This window comes from Streptomyces sp. NPDC051636 (assembly GCF_044453765.1).
Classification (GTDB): Bacteria; Actinomycetota; Actinomycetes; order Streptomycetales; family Streptomycetaceae; genus Streptomyces.
The window spans coordinates 1-21,480 of record NZ_JBITDA010000053.1 but is presented as its reverse complement, the minus strand read 5'-3'; the positions used below and the strand labels follow the sequence as shown (position 1 = coordinate 21,480).

At 69.5% G+C, this 21,480-nt stretch carries 24 protein-coding genes and 2 pseudogenes; 17 read left to right on the top strand and 9 right to left on the bottom strand.

Annotation, left to right across the window (positions count from 1 at the left end; translation table 11 throughout):
* Nucleotides 1-259: 259 nt before the first annotated feature.
* A pseudogene (locus tag ACIBBH_RS41065) lies at nucleotides 260-397 on the bottom strand (IS5/IS1182 family transposase); the annotation flags it as partial.
* A 35-nt stretch (nucleotides 398-432) separates the two neighbouring features.
* Between ACIBBH_RS41065 and ACIBBH_RS41060 the strand changes: the two are divergent.
* From ACIBBH_RS41060 to ACIBBH_RS41045, 4 genes are all read left to right on the top strand, one after another.
* A complete protein-coding gene (locus ACIBBH_RS41060; protein WP_399413896.1) occupies nucleotides 433-906 on the top strand; it encodes a hypothetical protein in 474 nt (157 codons plus the stop codon).
* A gap of 135 nt (nucleotides 907-1,041) precedes the next feature.
* Complete coding sequence (locus tag ACIBBH_RS41055) at nucleotides 1,042-1,941, top strand: hypothetical protein (protein WP_399413894.1); 900 nt, start codon at nucleotides 1,042-1,044, stop codon at nucleotides 1,939-1,941.
* On the top strand, nucleotides 1,938-2,495 hold the full coding sequence (locus ACIBBH_RS41050) for an AAA family ATPase (protein ID WP_399413892.1): 558 nt from the start codon (nucleotides 1,938-1,940) through the stop codon (nucleotides 2,493-2,495). Before ACIBBH_RS41055 ends, ACIBBH_RS41050 begins: the two co-directional genes overlap by 4 nt.
* A gap of 20 nt (nucleotides 2,496-2,515) precedes the next feature.
* The gene (locus tag ACIBBH_RS41045) at nucleotides 2,516-4,039 is read left to right on the top strand and encodes an ASCH domain-containing protein (protein ID WP_399413890.1); all 1,524 of its coding nucleotides are present in this window, start codon (nucleotides 2,516-2,518) and stop codon (nucleotides 4,037-4,039) included.
* A 33-nt stretch (nucleotides 4,040-4,072) separates the two neighbouring features.
* Here the strand turns inward: ACIBBH_RS41045 and ACIBBH_RS41040 are convergent, their stop codons facing one another.
* Both ACIBBH_RS41040 and ACIBBH_RS41035 read right to left on the bottom strand, forming a co-directional pair.
* Nucleotides 4,073-4,579, bottom strand: coding sequence for a hypothetical protein (locus tag ACIBBH_RS41040; RefSeq protein WP_399413888.1), 507 nt, complete (start codon nucleotides 4,577-4,579; stop codon nucleotides 4,073-4,075).
* A 173-nt stretch (nucleotides 4,580-4,752) separates the two neighbouring features.
* Nucleotides 4,753-5,049 carry a hypothetical protein gene (locus tag ACIBBH_RS41035; RefSeq protein ID WP_399413886.1) on the bottom strand — a complete coding sequence of 99 codons (297 nt, stop codon included), beginning with the start codon at nucleotides 5,047-5,049 and terminating at the stop codon, nucleotides 4,753-4,755.
* A gap of 214 nt (nucleotides 5,050-5,263) precedes the next feature.
* Here ACIBBH_RS41035 and ACIBBH_RS41030 point away from each other — a divergent pair, with 214 nt between their 5' ends.
* The 5 genes from ACIBBH_RS41030 to ACIBBH_RS41010 all read left to right on the top strand — a co-directional run bounded on the left by ACIBBH_RS41030 (nucleotide 5,264) and on the right by ACIBBH_RS41010 (nucleotide 8,223).
* Complete coding sequence (locus ACIBBH_RS41030; protein WP_399413884.1) at nucleotides 5,264-5,746, top strand: hypothetical protein; 483 nt, start codon at nucleotides 5,264-5,266, stop codon at nucleotides 5,744-5,746.
* 7 nt (nucleotides 5,747-5,753) lie between these two features.
* Nucleotides 5,754-6,059 carry a hypothetical protein gene (locus ACIBBH_RS41025; protein WP_399413882.1) on the top strand — a complete coding sequence of 102 codons (306 nt, stop codon included), beginning with the start codon at nucleotides 5,754-5,756 and terminating at the stop codon, nucleotides 6,057-6,059.
* Between the two features lie 96 nt (nucleotides 6,060-6,155).
* Nucleotides 6,156-6,578, top strand: a complete 423-nt coding sequence (locus tag ACIBBH_RS41020; protein WP_399413880.1) for a hypothetical protein — start codon at nucleotides 6,156-6,158, stop codon at nucleotides 6,576-6,578.
* Between the two features lie 563 nt (nucleotides 6,579-7,141).
* Nucleotides 7,142-7,375 carry a hypothetical protein gene (locus ACIBBH_RS41015; RefSeq protein ID WP_399413878.1) on the top strand — a complete coding sequence of 78 codons (234 nt, stop codon included), beginning with the start codon at nucleotides 7,142-7,144 and terminating at the stop codon, nucleotides 7,373-7,375.
* 338 nt (nucleotides 7,376-7,713) lie between these two features.
* Nucleotides 7,714-8,223, top strand: coding sequence for a hypothetical protein (locus ACIBBH_RS41010; protein ID WP_399413876.1), 510 nt, complete (start codon nucleotides 7,714-7,716; stop codon nucleotides 8,221-8,223).
* 191 nt (nucleotides 8,224-8,414) lie between these two features.
* On the opposite strand, the gene ACIBBH_RS41005 is transcribed toward ACIBBH_RS41010, so the two are convergent.
* Nucleotides 8,415-8,654: a hypothetical protein gene (locus ACIBBH_RS41005; protein WP_399413874.1), complete on the bottom strand. Its 240-nt coding sequence runs from the start codon at nucleotides 8,652-8,654 to the stop codon at nucleotides 8,415-8,417.
* Between the two features lie 1,605 nt (nucleotides 8,655-10,259).
* Between ACIBBH_RS41005 and ACIBBH_RS41000 the strand changes: the two genes are divergently transcribed.
* Nucleotides 10,260-11,804: a restriction endonuclease fold toxin-2 domain-containing protein gene (locus tag ACIBBH_RS41000; protein ID WP_399413872.1), complete on the top strand. Its 1,545-nt coding sequence runs from the start codon at nucleotides 10,260-10,262 to the stop codon at nucleotides 11,802-11,804.
* 31 nt (nucleotides 11,805-11,835) lie between these two features.
* The gene (locus ACIBBH_RS40995; RefSeq protein WP_399413870.1) at nucleotides 11,836-12,297 is read left to right on the top strand and encodes a hypothetical protein; all 462 of its coding nucleotides are present in this window, start codon (nucleotides 11,836-11,838) and stop codon (nucleotides 12,295-12,297) included.
* Here the strand turns inward: ACIBBH_RS40995 and ACIBBH_RS40990 are convergent.
* The 3 genes and pseudogenes from ACIBBH_RS40990 to ACIBBH_RS40980 form a co-directional block, all read right to left on the bottom strand.
* Nucleotides 12,294-13,073: pseudogene (locus ACIBBH_RS40990) on the bottom strand (zeta toxin family protein). The gene ACIBBH_RS40995 and the pseudogene ACIBBH_RS40990 overlap by 4 nt on opposite strands.
* Nucleotides 13,073-13,987: an integrase gene (locus tag ACIBBH_RS40985; RefSeq protein ID WP_399413869.1), complete on the bottom strand. Its 915-nt coding sequence runs from the start codon at nucleotides 13,985-13,987 to the stop codon at nucleotides 13,073-13,075. The pseudogene ACIBBH_RS40990 and the gene ACIBBH_RS40985 overlap by 1 nt, the downstream one beginning before the upstream one ends.
* A gap of 213 nt (nucleotides 13,988-14,200) precedes the next feature.
* Nucleotides 14,201-15,115 (bottom strand): serine/arginine repetitive matrix protein 1, encoded by a 915-nt coding sequence (locus ACIBBH_RS40980; RefSeq protein WP_399413867.1) that lies wholly within the window; start codon nucleotides 15,113-15,115, stop codon nucleotides 14,201-14,203.
* Nucleotides 15,116-15,412: 297 nt separating this feature from the next.
* On the opposite strand from ACIBBH_RS40980, the gene ACIBBH_RS40975 reads away from it, so the two are divergent.
* The 6 genes from ACIBBH_RS40975 (at nucleotide 15,413) to ACIBBH_RS40950 (ending at nucleotide 19,717) form a co-directional block, all read left to right on the top strand.
* Nucleotides 15,413-16,087, top strand: a complete 675-nt coding sequence (locus tag ACIBBH_RS40975) for a hypothetical protein (protein ID WP_399413865.1) — start codon at nucleotides 15,413-15,415, stop codon at nucleotides 16,085-16,087.
* 104 nt (nucleotides 16,088-16,191) lie between these two features.
* On the top strand, nucleotides 16,192-16,992 hold the full coding sequence (locus ACIBBH_RS40970) for a hypothetical protein (RefSeq protein WP_399413863.1): 801 nt from the start codon (nucleotides 16,192-16,194) through the stop codon (nucleotides 16,990-16,992).
* 333 nt (nucleotides 16,993-17,325) lie between these two features.
* A complete protein-coding gene (locus ACIBBH_RS40965) occupies nucleotides 17,326-17,772 on the top strand; it encodes a hypothetical protein (protein ID WP_399413861.1) in 447 nt (148 codons plus the stop codon).
* A gap of 4 nt (nucleotides 17,773-17,776) precedes the next feature.
* The gene (locus ACIBBH_RS40960) at nucleotides 17,777-18,070 is read left to right on the top strand and encodes a hypothetical protein (RefSeq protein ID WP_399413859.1); all 294 of its coding nucleotides are present in this window, start codon (nucleotides 17,777-17,779) and stop codon (nucleotides 18,068-18,070) included.
* 166 nt (nucleotides 18,071-18,236) lie between these two features.
* Nucleotides 18,237-19,106, top strand: coding sequence for a zeta toxin family protein (locus ACIBBH_RS40955; RefSeq protein ID WP_399413857.1), 870 nt, complete (start codon nucleotides 18,237-18,239; stop codon nucleotides 19,104-19,106).
* 95 nt (nucleotides 19,107-19,201) lie between these two features.
* A complete protein-coding gene (locus ACIBBH_RS40950) occupies nucleotides 19,202-19,717 on the top strand; it encodes a hypothetical protein (protein ID WP_399413855.1) in 516 nt (171 codons plus the stop codon).
* Between the two features lie 103 nt (nucleotides 19,718-19,820).
* On the opposite strand, the gene ACIBBH_RS40945 is transcribed toward ACIBBH_RS40950, so the two are convergent.
* Together ACIBBH_RS40945 and ACIBBH_RS40940 are read right to left on the bottom strand one after the other, a co-directional pair.
* Nucleotides 19,821-20,420: a DUF4913 domain-containing protein gene (locus ACIBBH_RS40945; protein ID WP_399413853.1), complete on the bottom strand. Its 600-nt coding sequence runs from the start codon at nucleotides 20,418-20,420 to the stop codon at nucleotides 19,821-19,823.
* Nucleotides 20,410-21,150, bottom strand: a complete 741-nt coding sequence (locus ACIBBH_RS40940; RefSeq protein ID WP_399413851.1) for a type IV secretory system conjugative DNA transfer family protein — start codon at nucleotides 21,148-21,150, stop codon at nucleotides 20,410-20,412. Before ACIBBH_RS40940 ends, ACIBBH_RS40945 begins: the two co-directional genes overlap by 11 nt.
* Nucleotides 21,151-21,480 lie beyond the last annotated feature (330 nt).

The window sequence follows — 21,480 nt, the reverse complement described above, 5'->3', positions numbered from 1 at the left end:
TGCAGATGTCGCAATCCACACCGAGCCAGAAGGCCCTCACCTATTTCAAGATCACACGTCAGTGATCGCTGTCACCAACCTCCGTGGACAGAACACCTAGGGCGCGCAGTGCTTGCTGGGCGCCATCCTCATCAGGGTCACGATCCGTACGTAAACGATCACATGGGGGTGTCGGCGATGGAGCCGACCAACACCCTGCGCCCGGCCGTCGCCGCCCGCGCTTACATCGACCTCGGTTGGTCGGTGACGTTAGGACACCGCTCCACGGCCGGCCCTTGCGGACCGGATCCGCGCCCTCTCGCCGTAGCGCGGTGAGCAGCTTGCCGAACTGACGTGGGCTCAGCCCGGTGAACGGGGCTATCCAGGACGGCTCGGACGCCGTGATCACACCAGCCACAGCGAGATCGTCTCAAAGACCGACGCTGTGGAACGATGATCGTCATGGCAGGTCAGGTCTGGGGGTCACTCATATCGTTGGGCGGCGTTGTCCTCGGCGGCGTGTTGTCGTACCTCGTTCAGCACAGGACTCAGCAATCAGCGGAACGCGCCGAACAGCAACGGCAGCGGATCGCGTTGTCGGAGACCCGACGCGCGGAACGGCTGGCGCTGCTGGAGCGGTTCATCGAGGTATCGGCAGAGGCGGAACGATGCGCCTACACCCGGCCGTCCGAGTGGGTGGACACCGATGACTGGTACCTCACGACCCGGGACGTCATGTACAGGTTGTGGGTCGCGGATCGGCTCCTCCGTATCCAATTCCCCCGGCCCGTGCATGACGCCGCACACGCGCACTTCCTCGACCTCAACAGGACCGTGTGGCAGGGCTTGCCCGACGGTGAGAGCGTGCGGGACTACCTGGAGGACAACCGGTCGGCGTTCCTCGACGCGGCCCGCGAGGTCATGTGAGGCTCACAGCCCATTCCTCACCAGTCGAGGCGGTGCGGTGGTGCCTTTGAGACTGTGTGCTGCAACCTGGCTATTGTGGGTATTTCCTGGGCATCAGTGAGGGTATTTTGTGGGTAGGACCGTTAAGGAGGTCTCATGCCCACCAACGTCGAGACGCTGGCGGTCGCGCTGCGTCGCCTGCTGCGCCGGGGATTGCCGGTCGATCCTGCCGCCGCCGACGGCGAGCTGCTAAATCTGCCCGGCGTCGTAGCGCGGGCCCACGGTTCGAGTGATCTGGCCGTGCGCGCCCACGCTCTGGACGGGGTGCTGCGCGGGCAGCTGGCCCGCCTGCCGCACGCCCCCCTCGCCCCGGCCGCCCGGCTGCTGTTCGGTGCCGTCCCCGCCACGGCGGGCGTGACGCTGACGGCCCGCCGGGCGGAGTCCGCCAAGGCCTCCGGCTACGAGGTGCACCACTTCCGCAAGCACATCGAGCCCCGCATCTGCACCCTGCTCGCTGAACAACTGCTGGCCGACGCCCAGGCGTTCACGGTCGCCCACGCAGCCGCGCCCCGCCTGTCGCCGGAAGCGGGTTCGCTACGGCTGCCGCCGGACGTATTCGCCTGGGAAGTCGCCGAACACGAGGAAGCGCTGTGCGAGTTGTGGTCCCGGCTGTACGCGCTGCGGGCCGCCCTCCTGAGAACCGCCCGGCTGGCCAGCATGGACACAGCAGTGCCGCTGGAGACGTCCAACGAAGTGCTGTGGCGGTACGCCGCGCTGCGGGCGGCCATCGCCCGCTACCGCGCCGCCTACGGACCGGTCCTGCTGCCCGCCGACACCGCCCCGGTCGCTCCGGCCGACCTGGAGAAGCTGGCCGGCCCCCTTCCCCAGCTGCCGCCGACCGACCTGGCGCTGCTGTCCCGCCTCCCCGTGACAGTCGATCCGCAGGCCTTCACCGCCCAGCTCGGTGAGTCCGGCGACGGCGTACGGATCCGCGACGCCTGGCACCAGGCCCTCACCGAGCAGCTGACCGACACCACCGCAAGGAGAACCGCGTGAGCACCCCACAACCGCCCCGCCGTTTCGTCATCACTGGCGGCCCCTCATCGGGGAAGGAGGCGGTCTTCGACGAGCTGCACGAACGCGGTCTGCCCGCCTCCACCGGTGAGATCGCCCGCGAGATCTACCGCAAGCACCGTGACCGGCTCGGCCGCCACCTCCAGGTCAGCGACCGCCGCGAGTACTCACGCGAGGTCCTGGAGGGCTTCATCGCCGAGTACTGCGCCCACAAGGCCGGCGACCGGTTCTACAACCGCGGCATCCCCGACGGCTACGGCTGGGACGCCTTCTTCGGACTGGGCCCCTACCCGGAGCTGGAGGAGGCCGCGCGCACCTACCGCTACGACACCGTGTTCGTCCTGGACCCATTGGACGACTTCACCACCGCTGATGACGTGGTCTGGGCCCGAGAACGCGAGATCGCCCGAGTCCACCAGCTGATCATCCAGGGCTACTACGACGCCGGATACCGGCCGATCTTCGTGCCCGTCGACTCCGCCCCGGCGCGCGTCGACTTCATCCTCGCCCAGATCTCCGCACCACCACACACCTGACCTCACCCGGGGGAAGACCGATGACAACGCCGTTACTCGTCTCGCCCAACAACGTCACCGCCAACTGCATGGCCCGTGCGGTCGACCTGATCCGCCCGCGGATACAGGCCACCAAACCGGAGAACGTGGTCTTCAGCGTCGGCACCCAGATCAACGGCACCCCGCACCTGGGAACCTCGCTGGTGCAGACCGCCGCGTTCCTGCTCGCCCGGGCGGTCCGCAGGAACTTCGGCATCGACGCCACCGTCCGCTTCGGCGCCCTGGACAACGCCCCGCACGAGATCCGCCTGGACCCCGAAACCCACCACGCGTACCAGATCACCTACTTCCACGCCCTGGGCGCGGAGGGCGTCGCCGACATGATCGGCAAGTACTACCGCGGCTTCTTCGACAGCCTCGCGGACGCCACCGGCATCGACTACGAGGTCCACACCTACACCCAGCAGCAGGCCGACCCCGCCTACCGGCTCGGCTTCCTCGCCACGCTGGAGCGGCTGGAGCAGATCCGCTGGGCCCTGGCTCCCTCCCACGGCATCGTCCATGTCCGGCTGCCCTGCACCACCTGCGGCTGGGCCGAAAAACGCGCCGAACGCACCCGGCTGGACATCCACGGTTCCGGCGGCGCCGTGTTCACGGCCGTGTGCACCGACCACGGCTCATACGAAGTCCTGGTCACTCCCGACCGGCCCGAGCCGTACCTCGGCCTCGCGACCCTCTACCGCAACCTCGTCAAAGAGCGCCTGCCCTCACCGCCACGCACCCTCAACGTCATGGTCAAGGGCGGCGACTGGGCCTACGGCTGCCAGCTGGTCGACGAAGCCTTCGCAGCCCTCCCTGGCCCCGGCGCCCCGCCGCGCATCTTCACCCCGATGGTGCTCACCGACACCGGCGCCAAGCTGTCGAAATCGCTGATCCGCGAGGGCACCCTGCCGCCACCGCCCGGCGCCCGCCCGTGGATGCTCGACGCCACCTCCTGGGACGGCAGCGTGGACGACTACGTCGACGCCATGGTCTGGCTGGTCGGCGTCATGCTCGCCGATCCCAAGCACTTCTACCGCTCCTACACCACCCAGGAGATCGACCGCCTCATGACCCGCCACACCGCCGCCCCCGCCCAGCCCCGCGCCCGGCACATGAACCTCTACCGCCGCTACTTCGACCTGGTCGCTACCGGCCGCAAGAAGATCGAGGTCCGCGTCCAGTACGCCAACCTCCGCAACCTCACCGCCGGCCAGCACATCAAGTTCGCCTGCGGCCAGGACGAATGCCTGGTCCGCGTCGTCCGCGTCGCCCGCTACACCTCGTTCGAGGAGATGCTCGACACCGAAGGCCCGGAGAACGTCAACCCGGATTCCCCGCGTGAGCAGCAGCTGACGAACATCCGCCGCATCTACGGCCCCGAGAAGGAAGCCCTTGGCGCGTCCTGGCCATCGAGATCGAACGCGTCACGGCCTGACCCGCACACAGAGGCGCCCCGTCCCCGGCATTCCAGCTGCCGGGGACGGGGCGCTTCGCATCGTAGCCACCGCCGTATCCACCAGTAGTCATCCGGGCGGCAACGCGTATCCGTGCGGTAGTCACCAGTTGCCGCGGGGCCGTTCGGCACCGAGCTGGACCTCGCGCCGGCACTCGGGGCAGTCCGGCAGCCCCTCCACCCGGCGCGGCTTGTCGCCCTTCGCCCAGCTGAACCCGCACAGGGCCGTGTTCGGGTACAGCTGGACCTGGTCGTCCTCGCTGGCGTGCGAGCCGTAGCCCGGCACGTTCCAGGTGAACGTCGCCTCCCCGTCGTACGGGGCGCAGTCGGGCCAGTCGTAGACCGGCTCGGTCGTGGTGCAGCGCATCCGCAGGTCAGGCCGCGTCCAGTGCTTGCCGTAGACGACCTTCGCGGCGGTGTCAGCCGCGTCCGCGAGGCGCTCGAAGGACAGGTCGTAGTCCCTCATGTGATCCCAGGAGCCCGGTTTCTGGTCGCGCATCAGCGAGCGGAACATCAACAGCAGCCGCGCCAGATCATGGTGGTGGACGCGCACGGTCCGCGTGTCGTGGTCGTAGCCGTACGTCGGGTCGTGGGCGGGCTTCTTCGGCATCGGTCCTCGTTCACGTTGCTACGGCGTTCAGCGCCCCACCACAGGGCCTACGGTGCCTCCGGTGGCCTGACGGCGTCGTGGTCGCTTCCAGCTGCTCAACGACCCGGGCCCGCCGGAGCCACGCTGACCTCCGCCGTCCGTGCGCCGGCCGAACCCGCCGTGGGCTTCGCGTCTCAGGCTGGCGGAGGCGTCGCTTCGGGCAGCTCCCCGGAGAAGGCCCACCATTGCTCGATGGTCCACACGGCGACGCTGGAACGGTCGGTGGACATCCGCAGCCACACCTCCTCGCCGCCGGGCATGAGCGCGACCTCCAGGTGCGCCTCATCCCATGTGCCCACCGGGTACATCCACTCGATGCCGTCGGGCCACGTCCGCATCGCCACCGTGCGCACGCTCAGCGCCGCGGCAAAGGCGTCCAGCGCCGCCTTGGGTATCCGCACCTCCGCCGGCTCCCGCTCGATCCCCGCCACCTGGCCCCCTCGCGTCGTGCGGCGGGGCCCGCGCCCACCGTCGCGGATCAGCGTGACAGACCCGCGCGCCCACGGTGTCACGCTGTGAGGTCTGCGAGGTTCACAGGGCGTTTCCCCAGGTAGACGCGGTGACCTATGAGGCTGTGAGGTTGTGAGGCGGAGCTCGCGCCGGTGCTTCCGCACGCCCTGGTCCCGCTCGCCGGCCCGGAGGACGATGAAGTCGTGGGCGAGCACGACGAGGACCAGGAGCACGTCGCCGAACCGGCGCGGGCCGCCGCTCACCGCGGCCCGCGCCCGGGAGATGACGGCCAGGCTGCGGGAGGCGATGGACGACGTCCGGCGCTCCGTGGCCGTGCTCGCCGCCCGGGTCCGCGACGCGCACGCCGCCCGCATCTGGCTCCCTCTCGGGCACAGCAGCTGGGAGGCGTACTGCGCCGCGGAGTTCGGCATCAGCCGCGCGCAGGCGTACCGGCTCCTGGACGTCGCCCGTTCCCTCGCCGCGATCCACAGCGCCGTCGCGGCCGGTACCGAGACGTCTCGCACGCGAGACAGCGCCCCGGCCACCGCGGCCGCGCTCGACTACGGCTTGTCCCAGCGCGCCCTGATCGACGTCTCCGGCCGCAGCAGCGACGTCGCGGAGCCTGATCACCCGCCGCCTCGCCACGCTCGCCCACAGCGGCCTTCAGGCCCTCGATGAGGCCACGGTGCGCGCGGTGGTCCGCCAGGCCGTCCGCGACGTCCGCACCGCCCCGCCTCCGCGGCCCGCCGATCCGCCGACGGACCCGACCGTCGCCGCGCTGCGCCGCGTCGTCGACGACCTCGCCGCCAGCTCGCACGCGATCGGGGAGCTGATGCTCGAAGTCGCCCCGGCCTACCTGTCCGACTCCGAGGCCGCCGACGTCCTGGCGCTGCTGTGCGAACAGATCGGCGAGCCCCTCGAACACGGCCTCGCCGCCCGCCGCTACGCGATGTCCGGCGACCGCCGCGCCCCGCACGGCACCGTCCTGTAGCCACCTTGTGGCCAGATCGGACGACTTGCACGTCGTGAGAGATCCACCAGTTCTACGCTGACGCCGCATTCGCGGACTGTCAGAGGGGAGGCCCAGGTGGCGGAGGCCCGTTGGGTTGCCGTATTCAATGTCCAGGAGCTGGGCAAGCAGTTTCAGCGTTCTCAGCCGGTAGCGGGCTGGGACGGCCAGGGCAACGCTCTGACTCTCGATCGTGGGGCAGGGCGGCTCGTCAAGGCCAATGAGCAACCTGGCTTCGTGGCTGTTCGTGAAAGCGCCGGCTATGCCGACGCCGTCCCTGCACCACCAGGTTGGACCGTCAGATGGTGCCGTGATGGAGCCGACGACATCGTCGATCCCGTAGTCGGCTTCATTGAGGATCCCCATGTCGACGGCGGAATGCCACTGATCGCGGATCTGGAGATGAGCATCATCAGGGATCTTCGCGCGATGTGCGTTGATGAACGGCGGCGAGGACGCCGACCGATTCTCATGCCACCGAACACCGGAGCTGATCAGTGACTCAACACGTCATGCCTGTGAGGCGGCACCCCGGCGATCCATCTGCCTGAGACGGGCGCCTCGCATGCTAGCCGCGCATGCCCGCTGGGCTCAGCGGCGGATAGCCGCCCATGTCTGGACACCATGCGCCGCGGAGTGTGGCTGTGGTCGCGGTGGTGCAGCTCGTGGTCCTGGTGGTGGTCGTCGCGTGGCAGCAGGGGGTGCCGCCGGTGCAGCGCAGCATTTACATGGGCCAGGCGGCACACGGGTGCTGCACGGGTAGCAGGCCGGCACCGGCCGGTGCAGCACGGCCAGCTGCTGCACGCTGCTACTTCACGTGAACGAAGCCACCCCGGCGACGACGAGGGCGGTCCTTTTGGACACGCTGGAGGAGGAGTGGAGTTCGCGTCTAGGTTCTCCCAACTACTCTCAGTAGGCTCGGTGTTGTCGCAAGATGCGGAGCGGGACCGTGGGTTCGCCCTACTGGACGCGGTGCTCGATGAGTGGCATGGGAGCCGGGCCCTTCGGCAGCAAGAGGGTGTGGTCCGAATGCCGGCCACCTGACGACGGGGAGACGACTGACGGTGTTGGCGGAAGCGATGACGGCGACTGCGGCGGCTGGCGGCTCGGCGGTGGTGCAGGCAGCCGGCACGGATTTCTGGGCCTGGTGCAGGGTGCGTGGGGCGCGGCTCATCGGCCGAGGTGATCCCGCGCGCGAAACCGAGGCGCTGGAGCGCTTGGACCAGACCGCATCCGCCTTGGCCGCAGCCTCGGACGACGAGCGGGAGCGGGTCGGCATCGTGCACGCGCGGCTGTGACGGGGCGAGTTCGCCTCGCTGCTGGAGTCCCTGGGGGATCAGGAGAGGGAACGGGCAGCCGCCGAGCTACGTGCCATCGCAGCCGAGTTTGGATCATCTGACGCGACCGCCGGAGGGGTGGTGTCGGGCAACACGTTCAACGGCCCGACCAACTTTCAGACCGGCAACCACAACCATCAGGAGAACAAGTTCGGTTCCGCGTGATGAGGCGTTCCAGGTCCCGTGGCCCTGGTGGGGTCTCGAAGAGCACGTTCAACGGCACGACGAACATGGTGGTCGGCGATCACGGCACCATGGTGGTCCACCACCACCTGACGCCTCAGACTCCACTCGATGTCATGGCCGAATCGCTGGCCGCCGCGGTGGAGGAGGAGTGGAACAAGGAGGCCGGACTGCGGCGCCTGAAAGCGCGGGTCGTGGACGAGACTCCGCTGTCCGTGCGGTGGGAGGTGAGCGGGCACAGGGTGACAGATCGGGCCGCCGGAGCGACCGCCGAGGGTATGAGGGACAACTTCCGCCCGCTTCCCGGGCTGAGGGTGGTCACGCACGAGCAGCTCCTGGAGGGCGGTGGCCTGGAGGAGCTGCACGAGGTGTACGGCGGGCTGGCCTCCGGCCGGATTCTGCTGGTCGGTCGCGAGGCGGCGGGAAAGACGGCAGCCTTGGTGCTGTTGCTGCTGAAGGCACTCGAATACCGGAGGGAGGCCAAGTCCCGAGGACCAGCGGCGCATCCCTGTCCCGGTCCTCCGAGGACTGGGATCCCAGGAAGGAGAGCCCGCTGGACTGGGCGGCGGCGCAGATCGCGCGCAAGTACCGGTTCCGCGAGCCCGAGGAGGCCCGTCAGCTGCTGAAGGAGCGCCGCGTCGCGCTGTTCCTGGACGGACTCGACGAGGTCGTGGGCAAACTGCGGGGGGCCATAGTGCGCGCCTTGGGATCCGCGCCCTTCCGGATGGTGGTGACGTCGCGGGTTGACGAGGCCGAACGCACCGCCGAGAAAGCGCGGTTGCGTGGGGCTGCCGGCTTGGAGATCCAACCGGTGAAGTCAGAGGCCGCCGCCGACTACCTGCTCAACCAACTGCCGGACCCGCCGCCGCCCGCCTGGCATCGGCTGACCCGCACACTGGTGCAAGAACCCGACAGCGCCGTTGCTGAGGCGCTCTCCAGCCCGTTGGCGATCGGCCTGGTGCGGGATGTCTATCGTGAAGACGACCCGGTCGACGAGCTGCTCGACACTGCCCGCTTCCCCGACTCCCATACGATCGAGGATCACCTCCTCGATCACGCGGTCGCGGCTGCATATACCCCAGGGTACTGGGATCCCCGGCCTCGTTACTCCCCAGAGACGGCTGAGCGAACGCTGCGATTCGTTGCTGCCCGGCTCGCTCAAGAGGGAACCGGCGATCTGTCCTGGTGGCACATTCCGGGATGGGCGAAACCCCGGCCGAGGGCGGTCGTCGTCGGCATCGTGGTCGGTGTGGTGTATGGGGTTGTCAACGCCCTCGGCCTATGGCGGGCGTCCGGCGCCTTGTCCGCTTGGGTGGCGGGACCGCTTATGGGTCGCCGCCGGGTGGGTGGCAGGACGGCAGGCGAGCCTCCTGGCTGTCCCGCAGCCGCTGCCCAGCGCCGGATGGCGGGACATCTTCTCCCCGGCGACCCTCAAGATGGGTTTAACGGTCTGGCTTGGCATCGGGCTTCTGAACTGGTTGGGCCCGCACATCATGGACCCACCGATGCCGGTCTGGCTCGACTTGCTCAGTGCGCTGCGGCTTGGCTTCGCCGCGACCATGGCAAGTGGGCCCGGGTATCAGCTCATGGCCGGAGGCTTCATTCTCGCTGTGGGTTCCGGAAGGTGGTTCGACGGCCTGCGAAGAGGGCTGCCCCGACGCACGGTGACCGAGAGCCGGTCGATCGGCCCACGAGACGTGTGGCGGCACCACGTCGGGCTACGGCTGGTGCTGGCGCTGCTGTCCGGACTCGCCGTGGCACTGTATTCCGCCTGCCTTATGGGCTGGGCCCACGGACTGCACAACGGCGTTGCCACGGGTCTTGTGGCCGGCCTGTGGGCCGTGTTGTTCGCCGGTCCGCCGGCAACCTTGCCGTCGCCACCGCCCTCACCGCCGTACAACTGGCCGTCCGGGAGCGCACTCCTGTGCGCTGGTGGCCTTCCTGGAGGACGCCCACCAGCGCAACCTGTTGCGGGTGACCGGCCCCGTGTACCAGTTCCGGCATGCCCGGTTGCAGGAGCGTCTGACCCAGCAGGAGTGAGAGTTGTCGCGGGGGCCCTGAGCCCTTTCGTCCAAGGGCGAGTGGCTGCAGACGGGCTGTCACGTAACTCGGGACGGCATGGCCGTACGCGAAGGCGAGACGCAGCTGCGCAAGGTCCCCAGTCAGAGTCGCTCGGTGGAACTTGACAAATCTGATTCCACATAATGCGCAACTGGTGTGGTCATGCCCGTCATCCTGCCTGCCACCACTGACATTGCTACTCGTAGCGGCTCCCGGCGGCCGCGGGCACCCACCAGAGTCCGCCTGTCGACAAGCGGGAGCTGGCCCGGCCGGAGAGGACGCGCAGCGGCCTGACACCTGCCGCGCATCCTCCCCGGCCGTCGTGAACGGTGGGGCGTCACAGTCGCAGGAACAGGTACAGCGCGGCCCATGCGCCCAGGCCCAGGGATAGTGCAGGGACGAGCGCGGGCGCTTGCACGGCAACGAGGACCACAAGACCGGAGCCGAAGAGAGCGACGGCGAGGGCGGTGCGATTGTCGGGAGCAGGGGACACGGACGGCCCCCACAGCGCCGTCGCCGGCTCAACGTCAATCCTTTCCCTACAGCCGTCATTCGCTGCCGTGTACGGTGTCACCGGCGTCGGACGTGACACGGGGGAACGGTGGACCTGAAGCATCAGACAGAGAACTTCGTCAACGCTTCCTGGTCGATGGTGCAGCTACGCGATCTGATCTACGACATGGTGGGCCTGCTGTTCACTGAACTGAGTGCCCATGGCGGTATGGCTGGCGATGGTGCGGCCGGCAGGGCATTTGCCAAGGTGTACACCGAAGCCGTCAAGACGGTCTTCGACCAGTCCGGGTTCGCCCACCAGGTGATGGCCAGCGGCGCAGGCGCCCTGCTCGATGCATCCGAGGAACTCCTCAAGCGCGACGACAAAGTCGCGGCCAAGCTCCTGGAACAAAGCCCCTTTACGCCTGGGATCAGTGCTCAGCCATCCGGCCCCGATTGCAGCCCGCGCGCCAGTCATAACGCCGAGGATCTGCCGGAGGTTGTCGGCGAAACCAGTGGTGTCGATCAGTACCTCTTCAATGAACGATTCCTTGGACAGCCGCAGAAGCTGCGGGCCGTCGCCAAGTCCTGGCGGAGCGCGGCCAAGATCCTCGATGAAGCGTACTGGGACTCTCGCGACGCGTGGAAGTCGGCCACCCTCGATCAGGCTGGTCATACCGCTGACGCAGTCGAGAGCTTTTTCGAGAAGTTCGTCGGCAAGACACCGCCGCCCAGCGAGGTGGGTGATCAAGACACTCTCATGGCGAATCTCCCGGCCGCCTGCAGGATGCTCGCCAACGCTTGTGACGCCTACGCCGACCACGTGGAGACGGCCAAGCAGCGGCTTCCCCTTGAGGACAGCGGGCTCACCGGGGATTTCCTGTGGCCCTGGGAACAGCCGCAGTTCGGCGGTGACGGCCACGACGGCGGCCTGCACGACCTCATAGCCGACGACACACGCATCACCTCACTCGGCAAGATCCCACACGCCCTGGACAGCTCCAAGTCCCGAGTGAAAATGCCTCAGCCGGACCACGGCGGCTTCCTGCCCAACCTCCCGCCGCTCCTCGGCCCCCTGATCCGCGTCCCGACCCTGGTTCCGGCCGTCTACCGCCCCCTCCCGGCCAACACTCCCCACATCCAGCCGATCCTTCCGGAGAACCCGCCCGACCCGCGCTTCCCGCCGCTCACACCCGCAGCGGGGAAGAACTTCCAGACTTGGCTCGACTCTCTCAACAAGGGGGACATTTCCGGCGGCAAACCGGCCGAGCAGGCTTATCAGAGGCGCGTGGCGGGCTTCCCCGAGTTCGAGGTACCGATCCCGACAGGGATCAGTCCGTCAAACACGCTGATGGTGGACGGATTCCGCAACCTCGACGGGATGGCCGTCGACGCAAAATACGTGAACAAGCCGAACCAGCGGTGCTACCGCTCGCTGGAAGATCTCCGCAAGAACCACAAGACCGGCGATAGGGACTTCCTCTACGACAAGGACCGTCTGGAACTCCGAAAATACGCTGCCGCACTCAACGACCCACGCAACAAGGAGATACGCGGCCTCGAGACGATCACTAACAACCAGGATGCCGTCCAGTACTGGCGCATCATGATGGCCGCCTACGGCGTCAAAGGCCACGCCCGCTACGTCCCCTGATCACCGTCACCGCACGCACAGGAAGCACCGCATGGAACCGGAAGAGGTCGCGGAACTGCGCACCATGTTCGTCTTCACCCCACCGCACGGGCAGAGCTGGGGACTGACCTTCGAGGGACTGGAAGCGCGGCTGCGTGAGCGAAGTCCAGACACGTTCATCCGTGTCGATGACGGGGGAGACGGACCGGTCCGCGGGGCGTCGATGATCTTCGGGATCACTCTCGACGACGAGGACCTGGAAGGCTTGGCCCGCCTGGAACCCGAGGGCGTGTCCGTACTGGACTGCAACGCCCATTTGGCGGCTCGCTTTGCCTTGTGGCTCCGGAACAACGTGGCACCGGCTGACATCCCGATCATGTTCAACACTGAGTGGGGGATCGAGGAAGGCCTCGAGCGGACCCTCGTCCCCGACGCCACTCGCCCACGGATCGCCGCGGCCTTCGTCGCGCACATCCAGGAGACTGGAGGGCTCGACCCCGACACCGTCAACTAGACGGGCACGGGCAACGTGGCCGCGGCCGCGGGCGTGTGGAGCTGACGTGGCTGCTGAGTGGGCATCAGCGGGCACGCCAGCCCGGCGATCGCGATGAGGTCGTCACGGTACTGAGGCATCGCCCCATGTAGCCAGCGCTGGACGGACCAGAACCGAGCGGCCTCCTGCGGGGTGTGGGGGCGGGCTTGTTCCGCGACCAGGGCCAGGGCGGCGGCGGGTCGTCTCGCCCAGTGCCCCGGGCTGGTCTGGTAGTTGCGGTACAGGGGGTGAGCGTCGCGCCGCATCACCAGGACCTCGTCGACGACCGCCAGCTGCTCAGCCGCCGACGGCACCTCGGGCAGGACCGCGAAGTGGCTGTCGTGCCCGGCGGCCGTGGTGAACCGCGCGGGCATACCCAGTCGGCTCACCTCGGCGTAGCGGGAGGCCGTGCCCTGACGGGAATCGGCCGCGCGCACCGCCAGGACCACTAGCTGCACCCGGTAGCCGGCCTGCCGGTATAGGGAAGCGCCGGCGATGAAGCCGGCAGCGCTCGCCGGGGTGATCTCGATGACCACGTCCCCGCGTCACTCGCGCACGTACGCCTCGGCCTGCGCCTGCCAGGCCCGGTAGTCCGGGCGGAACCGTGCGGAGGCCGTGCGCGGTTCCTCGCGCAGCAGCTGCAGGTAGTCCGGGTGGGAGAACTTGAAGTCGTCGCTGGTGATGTGGGTCGGCCCGGCCCGCAGGCTGCGGCGGACCATCCGGGCGGCCTCGGTCTTTCCAGCACCGGGCTGGGCCATCACGTACACCACGACGGGATTCTCCTGCGGCGTGATCCGTCCGAGCAGTGGCACGATCGTGTCCTCGAAAACCCAGCGGTGTTCCTCTGTTCCCCGAGGCCGGTCGAGGGGTCGGCCCAGTGCTCGCCGTGCTCGGCGACCAGACGCTCGCGGTAGGCGAGGTAGGCGGGGACCGGGCAGATCTCCCGGTCCTCGGCGTAGCCGATCTTGGCGTTGCGCACGGAGTGCTTGGTCTTGCCGGTGAGCACGGCGACGACCAGGCCGCGCGGGTGCAGGGTGATGTCGCCGCTGAGCAGTCCGGAGGGGTCCTGGCTGCGGCTGGCGTAGTGGAAGCCGGTGAGCACCAGCGCCTTGTCCCGGTCACCGGTGAGGGTGTCGGGGCAGGCGCGGGCGACGGCGCGCAGCCCGTCGATGTCCCCGCCGGCCGCCTGGCCGCGGCCGCGCCGCTCGCCGGCCTGCAGCAGCTTGACGGTCAGGCCCTCGAGCGCGGCGCGGGCCGCGGCCTGGTCGTCGCCGGAGACCTTCACGCCGCGCTCGCGCAGCCCGACGACGGCGGCCGCCAGGTGGGTGGAGGCCGAGGCGGGGGCGTAGCCGGTGCCGTTCTGCCGGCCCTCGCGCAGCATCCAGGTCACGAACGCCACCAGCGCTCCCCGCGAACCCTCCAGGCGCGGCAGGCCGGTCGCGGCGCAGAACCGGCTCCACACCCGCCAGCTCTTGGCGTAGGTGTCGAGCGTGTTGTCCGGAGTGATCTCGGCGGCGACCGCGTCGGCCAGGTCCTCGGCCTCGGCCAGTCGGCGGGCGGCGTCGACGCCGTGCCGCTCTGCCCACCGCTCGAGGAGGGCCTGGCGCTCGGCCTGCGCGGGGACGGTCGTACTCGGTGACTCCTCGGCGGGAGGGGAAAGCACCTCTGTCACTGCTGTTCCTCGTCGAAGTCGTCGCCCCACTGCTCCGGGCCGTAGCCGTAGTCCGTAGGGTCCTCCCGCCCGTAGCGGGTCTCCTCCACCGCGTCCTCCCAGCAGCTCCCGCACAGGCTGGTGCCGCCGTCGGCTGCTTCGGTTGGAGGCCCGCACCGGTCGCACGGAACCAGAACGGGGAAGGCAACGGAGCAGGCGAAGCAGAAGCAGACTTCACCCACGGGTTCGCTGAGGATCCGCACCCCCCCACCCAAGCGTCCACTGCCCGCACTGCGGGCAGCTGTTGAGCTCACTCGGCTCGTCCTGGCCCTCTGCGCGGAAGAACGACAGCAGTTCCTCCGGCTCCCACCGGCTCGCGCAGAACCGGCACGCGGCGACCGGCTCGCCGTCCGGGCCGGCCGTCTCGCCGAGCACGAGGGCCATCTGGTCGCAGTCGGGGCACCGGATGGTCCGGTTCTCGGCGCCCTCCTTCTTCACCGCGCCGCGGATGCGGTTCGTGCGCTCCTTCACGAAGGTGTTGATGTTGACCAAGCTCCCGCGCAGCCCGCGCAGTGCTCGCTCGGCCTCCTTCCTCTCCTCCAGGCCGAGACGGGGCAGCAGCTCCTCGTCGACGAAGCGGATCAGGAAGTCGAGGACTTCGCCCGCCTTGGCCTCCACCGCGCGGGCCGGTGCGGTCAGGCCGAAGTGCTGCAGTTTGTTGCGGTGCTTGCCCAGGCCGGTGAGTGCCTTCTCCTCCTTGTCGGTGATGGGCACGGCCGCAATGTTGCGCAGGCGGGTGACGGCCTGGTCGGTGGTGACGCTGGAGAGCGTGGCCTCCTCGAGGGCCTTGCGAGTGGCGTCCTCGGGTCTGCTGAAGACGAGGCTCCAGTGCTCGGCCATCAGCCGGGCCTTGAGCAGCACCTCGACGGCGGCCTGGAGGTGGAGCACCGCGTACTTCACGTCCCGGGGGGTGACCATCGACTCGTTCTCGTCGAGGTGCTCCACGACGCTCGTCAGGTAGTCCAGCCCGTTGCGCACGAGCGGGAAGTCGAGCTGGGCGGGAGCGGAGCGCGGGGGGACCCAGGTCCGCCAGGGCCTCGGCGGCGGGCTCGTCTCGGTCGGCGCCCCGTGCTCTCCGCTCGGCGTCATCGCCCGTCCCCACCCCACATCCTGGCCCGACGTCATGTCCGGGTTTGTCGCGTCGGATAAGGCACATTATCCGAGGCGAGACGCCACCGTTCAGTAAATCCGGCACGCGTCAGGGCAAGCCTGCCCGGAGCCGCATGGGCCAGCCCGTCCTGACGCACTCGCACCGGCAAGGCAGGCCTGACGCGGGCCAGCGTCAGGCCGAACCTGCGATAGTTAACAGCAGCAGGATGAACCTGACGGGAAGGCATGTGGCAGGCCCGATCTGCCCAGTACGGGGCGAGCAAGCTCTCCACGAGAGTGACCAGGCGTCAGGAGCAGCCGTACAGCCGCTTCCCGCCCGGCGACCGGGTGCGCCGCGCCCTCGCCCTGCGCGAGCAACTGGCGAAGGTCATCAGCCAGGCCGTCGTCGCCGAGCGCGAGGAGGGTGCCAGCTGGACCGCCATCGGCCAGGCCGCCGGCGGGATCACCCGGCAGGCCGCGGCCGAGCGCTGGAGCCCGGCGGTCACCGCCTGGACCCGCAACGGGCGCCGCGCGCTCAGCGGCAGCAGCGGCCTGACCGTCTGGGACGCCGCCGCCAGCCTCGACCACGCCTACGCCCGCCTCAACCCGGACCACGCCCACGCCTTCAGCAGCACCCTGAACGCCGTCCGCTTCCCCGAGCAGGAAGCCGACCGCGTCCGCCGTGAGCAGGCCGCCGCCACCGGGGACCGGCTGCGCCGGCTGCGGGAGACGACCGACCGGCTCAGCCGCGACTTCCACGCCGCCACCGCACCAGCCGCCCGGGCCTCCCTGCTGCGCCGCCGGGCCAGCGCGCAGGACGAAGCCGCCCAGCTGCTCACCGACCTCGCCATGCTCGAACCCGACCTCGCCGACGAGCACCGCTCCGCCGCCGGGCAGTGCGAGGCCCAGGCCGCCGCTGACCGCGAGTTTGCCGACCTCCTCCAGCCGCAGGACACCCCAACCCTGACCTGACCTGCGCCGCGCAGAATTTTCAAGATTTGTTGCCGGTGGCACCGCCTCCTGGGACCGAGAGGTGAACATCCGCACCCTGTTACATCGAAAAGGAGCAGCCCGCCGTGCGCCACCCCGGTCAGCTGGTTCTCGCTCTTCCCGACCCCCTGAAGCCAACTCGCGGCAAGTCGCTCATCTTCGTGATGGCGACCGGGGACGGCGTGTGCATGGAGGACGGTCAGCTGCATCCCCACAGCCACGGGGAGAAGCCGTCAACGACAGAATCGGACCTGGTGCAGGCGCTGACCCTCCGCGCCTGGGAGATCGGCGCCTTCGACAACACGCCAGGTTGGCAACCTTTCTCCCCCGATCCGACGATCGCCGACCCTTGGGACCACTTCGCCGCCAAGGTATTGGTCGTCCCGCGCAGTAAGCGGTGGCAGGAAGCCACCTCGACGGCGCTGCTGGGGGGCTGGTGCGAGCCGCTGCTGCGCACCGGGCACCTGCCCTGCACGGCTCTCGGCGCACTGAAGGCGGAGGCCCGCACCGTGCACCGGCAGCTGGTGCCGGTCTGGCGGCGGCGCACCCGGCACGGCCGGGTGCTGTCCCTGGACGCCGACCTCGGCGGGTTGTCGCTGTACGACCTGGTCGCCGCCGACGTGGACTATCTGGCCCATACGGCGGGCGGGGTGTTCGAGGACGAGCGGCTCAACGCCGTCCTGCGTGCCCTGACCGAGGAGGAGCGGCGGGTGGTGTTCGCGTACGCCGAGGATGAGGGCACCACGTGGACAGAGGCCGCGGCCGCCGCTGGCGCCCCCGACCCGCAGGCCTTCGGCGAGCGCGTCCGGCGCAAGGCCAGGCGCCAGGCAGACGAGCAGCGCCGCCGCGCCGCACAGCGGCCGACCGGCTCAATGCCGCCGCGCTGACCCCCGCGGCTCCATACGCCAGGCCTGCGCTCCCCCTGCGCCACCGTGAAGTGCCTTACCCCGGGCGGGGTTGCGCGGCTAACCCCTGCCCGCTGTAGCAGCACGCTCGCGCCTGCCGGATCGCACCGACGTCGCAGGCCAGGGCCGTGACGCAGTGATACGGCGGTGACCGCGGACGTGCCGGACCGGCACCGCTTGCGCGGCTAACCCCCTACTGCGCCACTCTCCGGGCCCTGTCGGGTCACCTCCCCGCAACACAAGGGGTGAGACCGATCCACGATCCACGTCCGCATGCGAGACGCGCATGCCCAACAGCAAGGGGGATCCTCCGACATGACCACCCGCCCGGCCACGCGCCGCCTCCTCGTCCGGGCCGCCCCGCCCGTCGGCCTCGGTGCCCTGGCGTTGGCCGCCAAGTACTACGTCGGCATGGCTGGGTGGACAGTGGCGGTCAGCGCCCTCGCCGGTGCCTTCATCAGCGTCCTGCCAGCGCTTCTGCCGCAGGAATCCGAGCACCGCCGTGACGTGTGGCGGGACTGGCTGCGCCACCGCGAGCGTATGGCGCGCCTGCGGATCACCGCCGCGGAAGTACGTTCGGGCTCCGCACGACTGCGAACTGATCACCGCGAACCGTCCGACTGCCTGCGTGAGCTGCCGGAAGGCTTGGCCCGACACAGAATTCCGGCCAGATTCTGCGGGGTCTACACAGGGAAAGGCCCGCCGGGCCACACTCGACATGTAGAACAAGGAAAACAAGGCAAGAATTCACCGGAAGGATGATTGAGTGAACGAGCCCGTGATCGGAAACCTGCCTCCGCACTCCTGGTCCTCGGAGCAGTCCGTGGCCTACGAGGCGGCCATCGAGGCGATCAACGGTGTGGTCGGCGCCTACAGCCATCTCATCGCCGACGCCGAACACCGCCCGGGCGCGGAGGAAACGGTCGCCGAGTACCGGCGGCTGCGCGCCGCCTGCCAGCAGGAGCGGCGTGCCCTGCGGGCCGAGGACACCCAGGCCGTGGCCCGCGTCCGCGCCGACTACGCCGCCCGGCTCCGCGAGCTCACGGAGCACGACGCGTGAGCCAGGACGACGCCACCCGCTACCAGCTGCCGGCCGAGAGAACCGCCGCATCTTCGCCGCCGACATCGTCCCCGAGCAGCTGACCGGCCCCACGCCGCAGGACCCGGCCACCGCCGTCTTCCTGCTCGGGCAGCCAGGCGCGGGCAAGACCCGGGTGGCCCAGCTCGTGGCCGAACAGCTCGACGCACGGGGCGGCTTCGCCGACATCGACAGCGACCTCTACAAGCCCTATCACCCGCAGTACGCCCAGCTCATGGCCCAGGACGACCGGCTCATGGCGCTCTACACGGGCCCTGACGGACGGGCCTGGATGCGGCAAGCCCAGCAGTTCGTCCGGGGCGAGGACCCGCTCTCCGGCGGCCGCAAGCTCAACGCCCTGGTGCAGGAGATCGCCATGGACCCGCAGTTCCTGGCCGCGACCATGCGGCAGTACCGGGCCGTGGGCACCCGCACCGAGGTGCTCGCCCTGGCCGTCTCCCAGGCACTGAGCGAGCAGGGCATCCTCAACCGCTACTACGAGCAGGTCCGCGACCGCAGGCAGGGGCGGCTGACCGTGCCGGAGAAGGCGGCCGCCTCCTACACCGGCATCGCCGTCTCCTGCGAGGTCATCGCGCGCGAGGGACTCGCCGACTACGCGGCCGTCTACCGCCGGGGCGAGTCCATACCCCGCTACGCGGCCTCCGCCGCCGAACTCGCCGCCGAGCCGCTGGCGTTGCGGCAGGCCCTGGAGCGTGAGCGCAACCGGCCCTGGACGCAGGAGGAGTCTCGAGACTTCCTCGCCGTGCAGCAGAAGCTGCGCGAGGGCCTGCCCGCCGACTTCGGCCCCCAGCTCGACCGCATCGAGGAGCTGGCCCGTCCGCTGCTGGCGTCCCAGCCCTCCGACAGCCCGCGCGTCTCCACCGCGGCCGCCCGCTCGCGCAGCGCCACCACCTCCAAGCGCCCGACGAAACCCGACCAGGGCGCCGGGCCGACGGGCCGCACCGCGCCCCGGCACGGCCCGGAGGGACCCGAGCAGCGTCGGGGCCGCGCCAAGTAACGGACTGGACAGGGACCGGGCGGCGCCGACGGCGCCGTCCGCCACGACATCGGGGGCGTCCACAGGGAGACCACACGACCGTCCCGGAGGGACACATGAAGATCACCATTGAAGGCGCGTCACCGGAGTTCGAGCGCAAGCTCCTCGCCCTGTACGCGGAACATCGTCACGAACTGACCCTCGCGGTCGGCACCGAATGGGACGTCGAACGGGCCGTGCGGTACCTCGTATCCCTGCCGGCCAACGCGTTCCGGTTCGCCCGGCTCGTAGTGGAGGCCGACGGCCACAAGAAGGCAGAGGAACTGCGCGCGGAGTTCGACGGCGATCTACGCGGACCGACCATCGCACTGTCGCGTGCGCTGCCCCGGGGTGTGCGCATGGGCTGGTGGCCCGAGGGCACCAAGGCACCCATCTCCCCCCTGTACGACCCAGACCACCCGTCCTGGCAGAAGGCCATCGCCTATACGATGACCAGCGAGAACACTCCCGTCTTCCGCTCCGCCTTCGAGCATCTGGCCGACGGCAGCTCGCGCCGGTTCCTGTCGGCGGAAGTTTACGGCGGACGGACCGTGCCCCGCGCCAGCCATGAGGCCGAGGAGGGACAGTCGTGACCGGCTACAACATCACCCAGGATCCCGCGTATGTCCGGGAGTTGGAGCGGGGTACGACCGAGGGCCGCCGGGCCCGGCCCGGCGGCCCTCGACCTCGGTGCGGTCAGTCCTCGGGCTGGGTCCAGGCGCTGGGCACCAGGCCGGGCAGGCGGTGGGCGATCTGGTGTTCACCCTTTGTGCAGCCAGCGAAGGGGCCGGTGGAAGCACGCAGCTCGCGCATGCACGGATCAAGGTGGTCGCGCTGCCACACCGAGGGGCCGGTATAGCCGCAGGACACCGGATCCGTCATCTCCTGCCAGGCCAACCACAGCGCATGCAGGCGGGCGATGGCCACCGGGTGCTGCCACCACAGGTGGCACCACCTGGCGTCAGAGGACGGTTCGGCGAGGTAGCCGGGGACGAGCACGCCCTCGACCCACTCGATCAGGGCGCGCAGCTCATCGTCGTACTCCGGGGAGTCGAGCAGCAGGATGAAGGGTGGGTACTGCCACTCTTCCTCGTCCTCCGCATGGTCGGCGGCCTGCCCGCCGGCCGCCACCTCGTCGTCGTCGGTGGAGGCCTCGCCCAGTTCAGCGCCGTCGTCCCCGGTGAGGGCTTCGACCTGGGCTGACAGGCGCGCGATCTGGGCCTTGAGATCTTCGATGTCCTCGAACATGCCGACCGGCACGTCCAGCTTCGGCACCTCGTCGGGTTCATCGGCCACGGCGTGCCGCCTTCCGCTCCTCGTACACCGCGACTGCACGCTTGGTGATGGCGTACTCCTCGGCCTTCATCTGCTCGCCGATATGGGCCATGGCCCGCTCCGCGTACCAGGGCCGCAGGGAAATCTGCGCGACCGGCATGCCGGTGGACAGCAGCAACGCGGTCCCTTTGCGCATGGCGCGGATCTCGGCGGGGTCCATGACCTGCTCGCGCTGCTCGCTGACGCTGTAGGAGGAGCCGTCCTTGGACTTGGAGTAGGAGCCTCGATTGACGAAGTGCGCGCCGACGAGGGACGAGACGTCGCCGGCGAACCGTGCGTCGTCGATGCCCACACCGATGATCTTTTTGGTGGCGGCGGACCACATGGCGTCCATGCCGGCCTCGCCCCAGGACTTCACTCCCTGCCGGTAGCTCTGGAGGATGACCAATGGCGTGATGCCGCGGGACCCGAGGTGGGAGTAGAGGTCGGGCAGATCGGCAATGCGGCAGATGTTGGCGGCCTCGTCCAGCACCGCGCGCATCGGCTCGGGCAGGCGGCCGCCGTTGCGCTCGCCCGCCTCGGATGCGGCGGTGAACACGGCGTCGGCGAGCGCGGCGACGACGGCGGAAGCGGGGCCGCCCTTCTTCGACAGCAGGTAGAGGGTGTCCTTGCTGAGGGCGAAGGCTTCGGGGTCGAAGCGCGGCCACCGCTTGTCCGGGGTGACCCACGCAAGCACGGCGGCCGGTGTCATCGTGGTCCCCTCGGTCAGCGCGGCGGTGACCCGGTGAACGGCCCCCTCGACCTGCGCGTGCTCGTCCTTCTCCTCGCGGGGCCTTCACGGGATGCGTCGCGTACCTCCACCCGGCTGCCGGGGCCGCCCTGCTGGTCGGCGTAGCCGTGGTGACACCCCTCTACATGCTGCTGGGGCCGGGCAACGGCGGACCGCCGTCCCGCTGACCACCCCGGCCGGCAGAGCCCCCGTACGACAGCCAGGGGCGGAGCTTTTGCGTGTATGCGGTTGCTGAGGCGGTCGGCGGAGTCGAGCCCCCGATCGGGCCCAAATGTTGAGGGGGCTGACCCC

What these genes read in the sequence shown, in the direction of transcription:
- ACIBBH_RS41060 (WP_399413896.1), top strand. Translation starts at nt 433, where the DNA reads ATGATCGTCATGGCAGGTCAGGTCTGGGGGTCACTCATATCGTTGGGC.
- ACIBBH_RS41030 (WP_399413884.1), top strand. Translation starts at nt 5,264, where the DNA reads ATGAAGTCGTGGGCGAGCACGACGAGGACCAGGAGCACGTCGCCGAAC.
- ACIBBH_RS40940 (WP_399413851.1), bottom strand. Translation starts at nt 21,150, where the DNA reads ATGACACCGGCCGCCGTGCTTGCGTGGGTCACCCCGGACAAGCGGTGG.
- ACIBBH_RS41055 (WP_399413894.1), top strand. Translation starts at nt 1,042, where the DNA reads ATGCCCACCAACGTCGAGACGCTGGCGGTCGCGCTGCGTCGCCTGCTG.
- ACIBBH_RS40950 (WP_399413855.1), top strand. Translation starts at nt 19,202, where the DNA reads ATGAAGATCACCATTGAAGGCGCGTCACCGGAGTTCGAGCGCAAGCTC.
- ACIBBH_RS41040 (WP_399413888.1), bottom strand. Translation starts at nt 4,579, where the DNA reads ATGCCGAAGAAGCCCGCCCACGACCCGACGTACGGCTACGACCACGAC.
- ACIBBH_RS41045 (WP_399413890.1), top strand. Translation starts at nt 2,516, where the DNA reads ATGACAACGCCGTTACTCGTCTCGCCCAACAACGTCACCGCCAACTGC.
- ACIBBH_RS40995 (WP_399413870.1), top strand. Translation starts at nt 11,836, where the DNA reads ATGGAACCGGAAGAGGTCGCGGAACTGCGCACCATGTTCGTCTTCACC.
- ACIBBH_RS40965 (WP_399413861.1), top strand. Translation starts at nt 17,326, where the DNA reads ATGACCACCCGCCCGGCCACGCGCCGCCTCCTCGTCCGGGCCGCCCCG.
- ACIBBH_RS40980 (WP_399413867.1), bottom strand. Translation starts at nt 15,115, where the DNA reads ATGACGCCGAGCGGAGAGCACGGGGCGCCGACCGAGACGAGCCCGCCG.
- ACIBBH_RS41010 (WP_399413876.1), top strand. Translation starts at nt 7,714, where the DNA reads ATGGCCGAATCGCTGGCCGCCGCGGTGGAGGAGGAGTGGAACAAGGAG.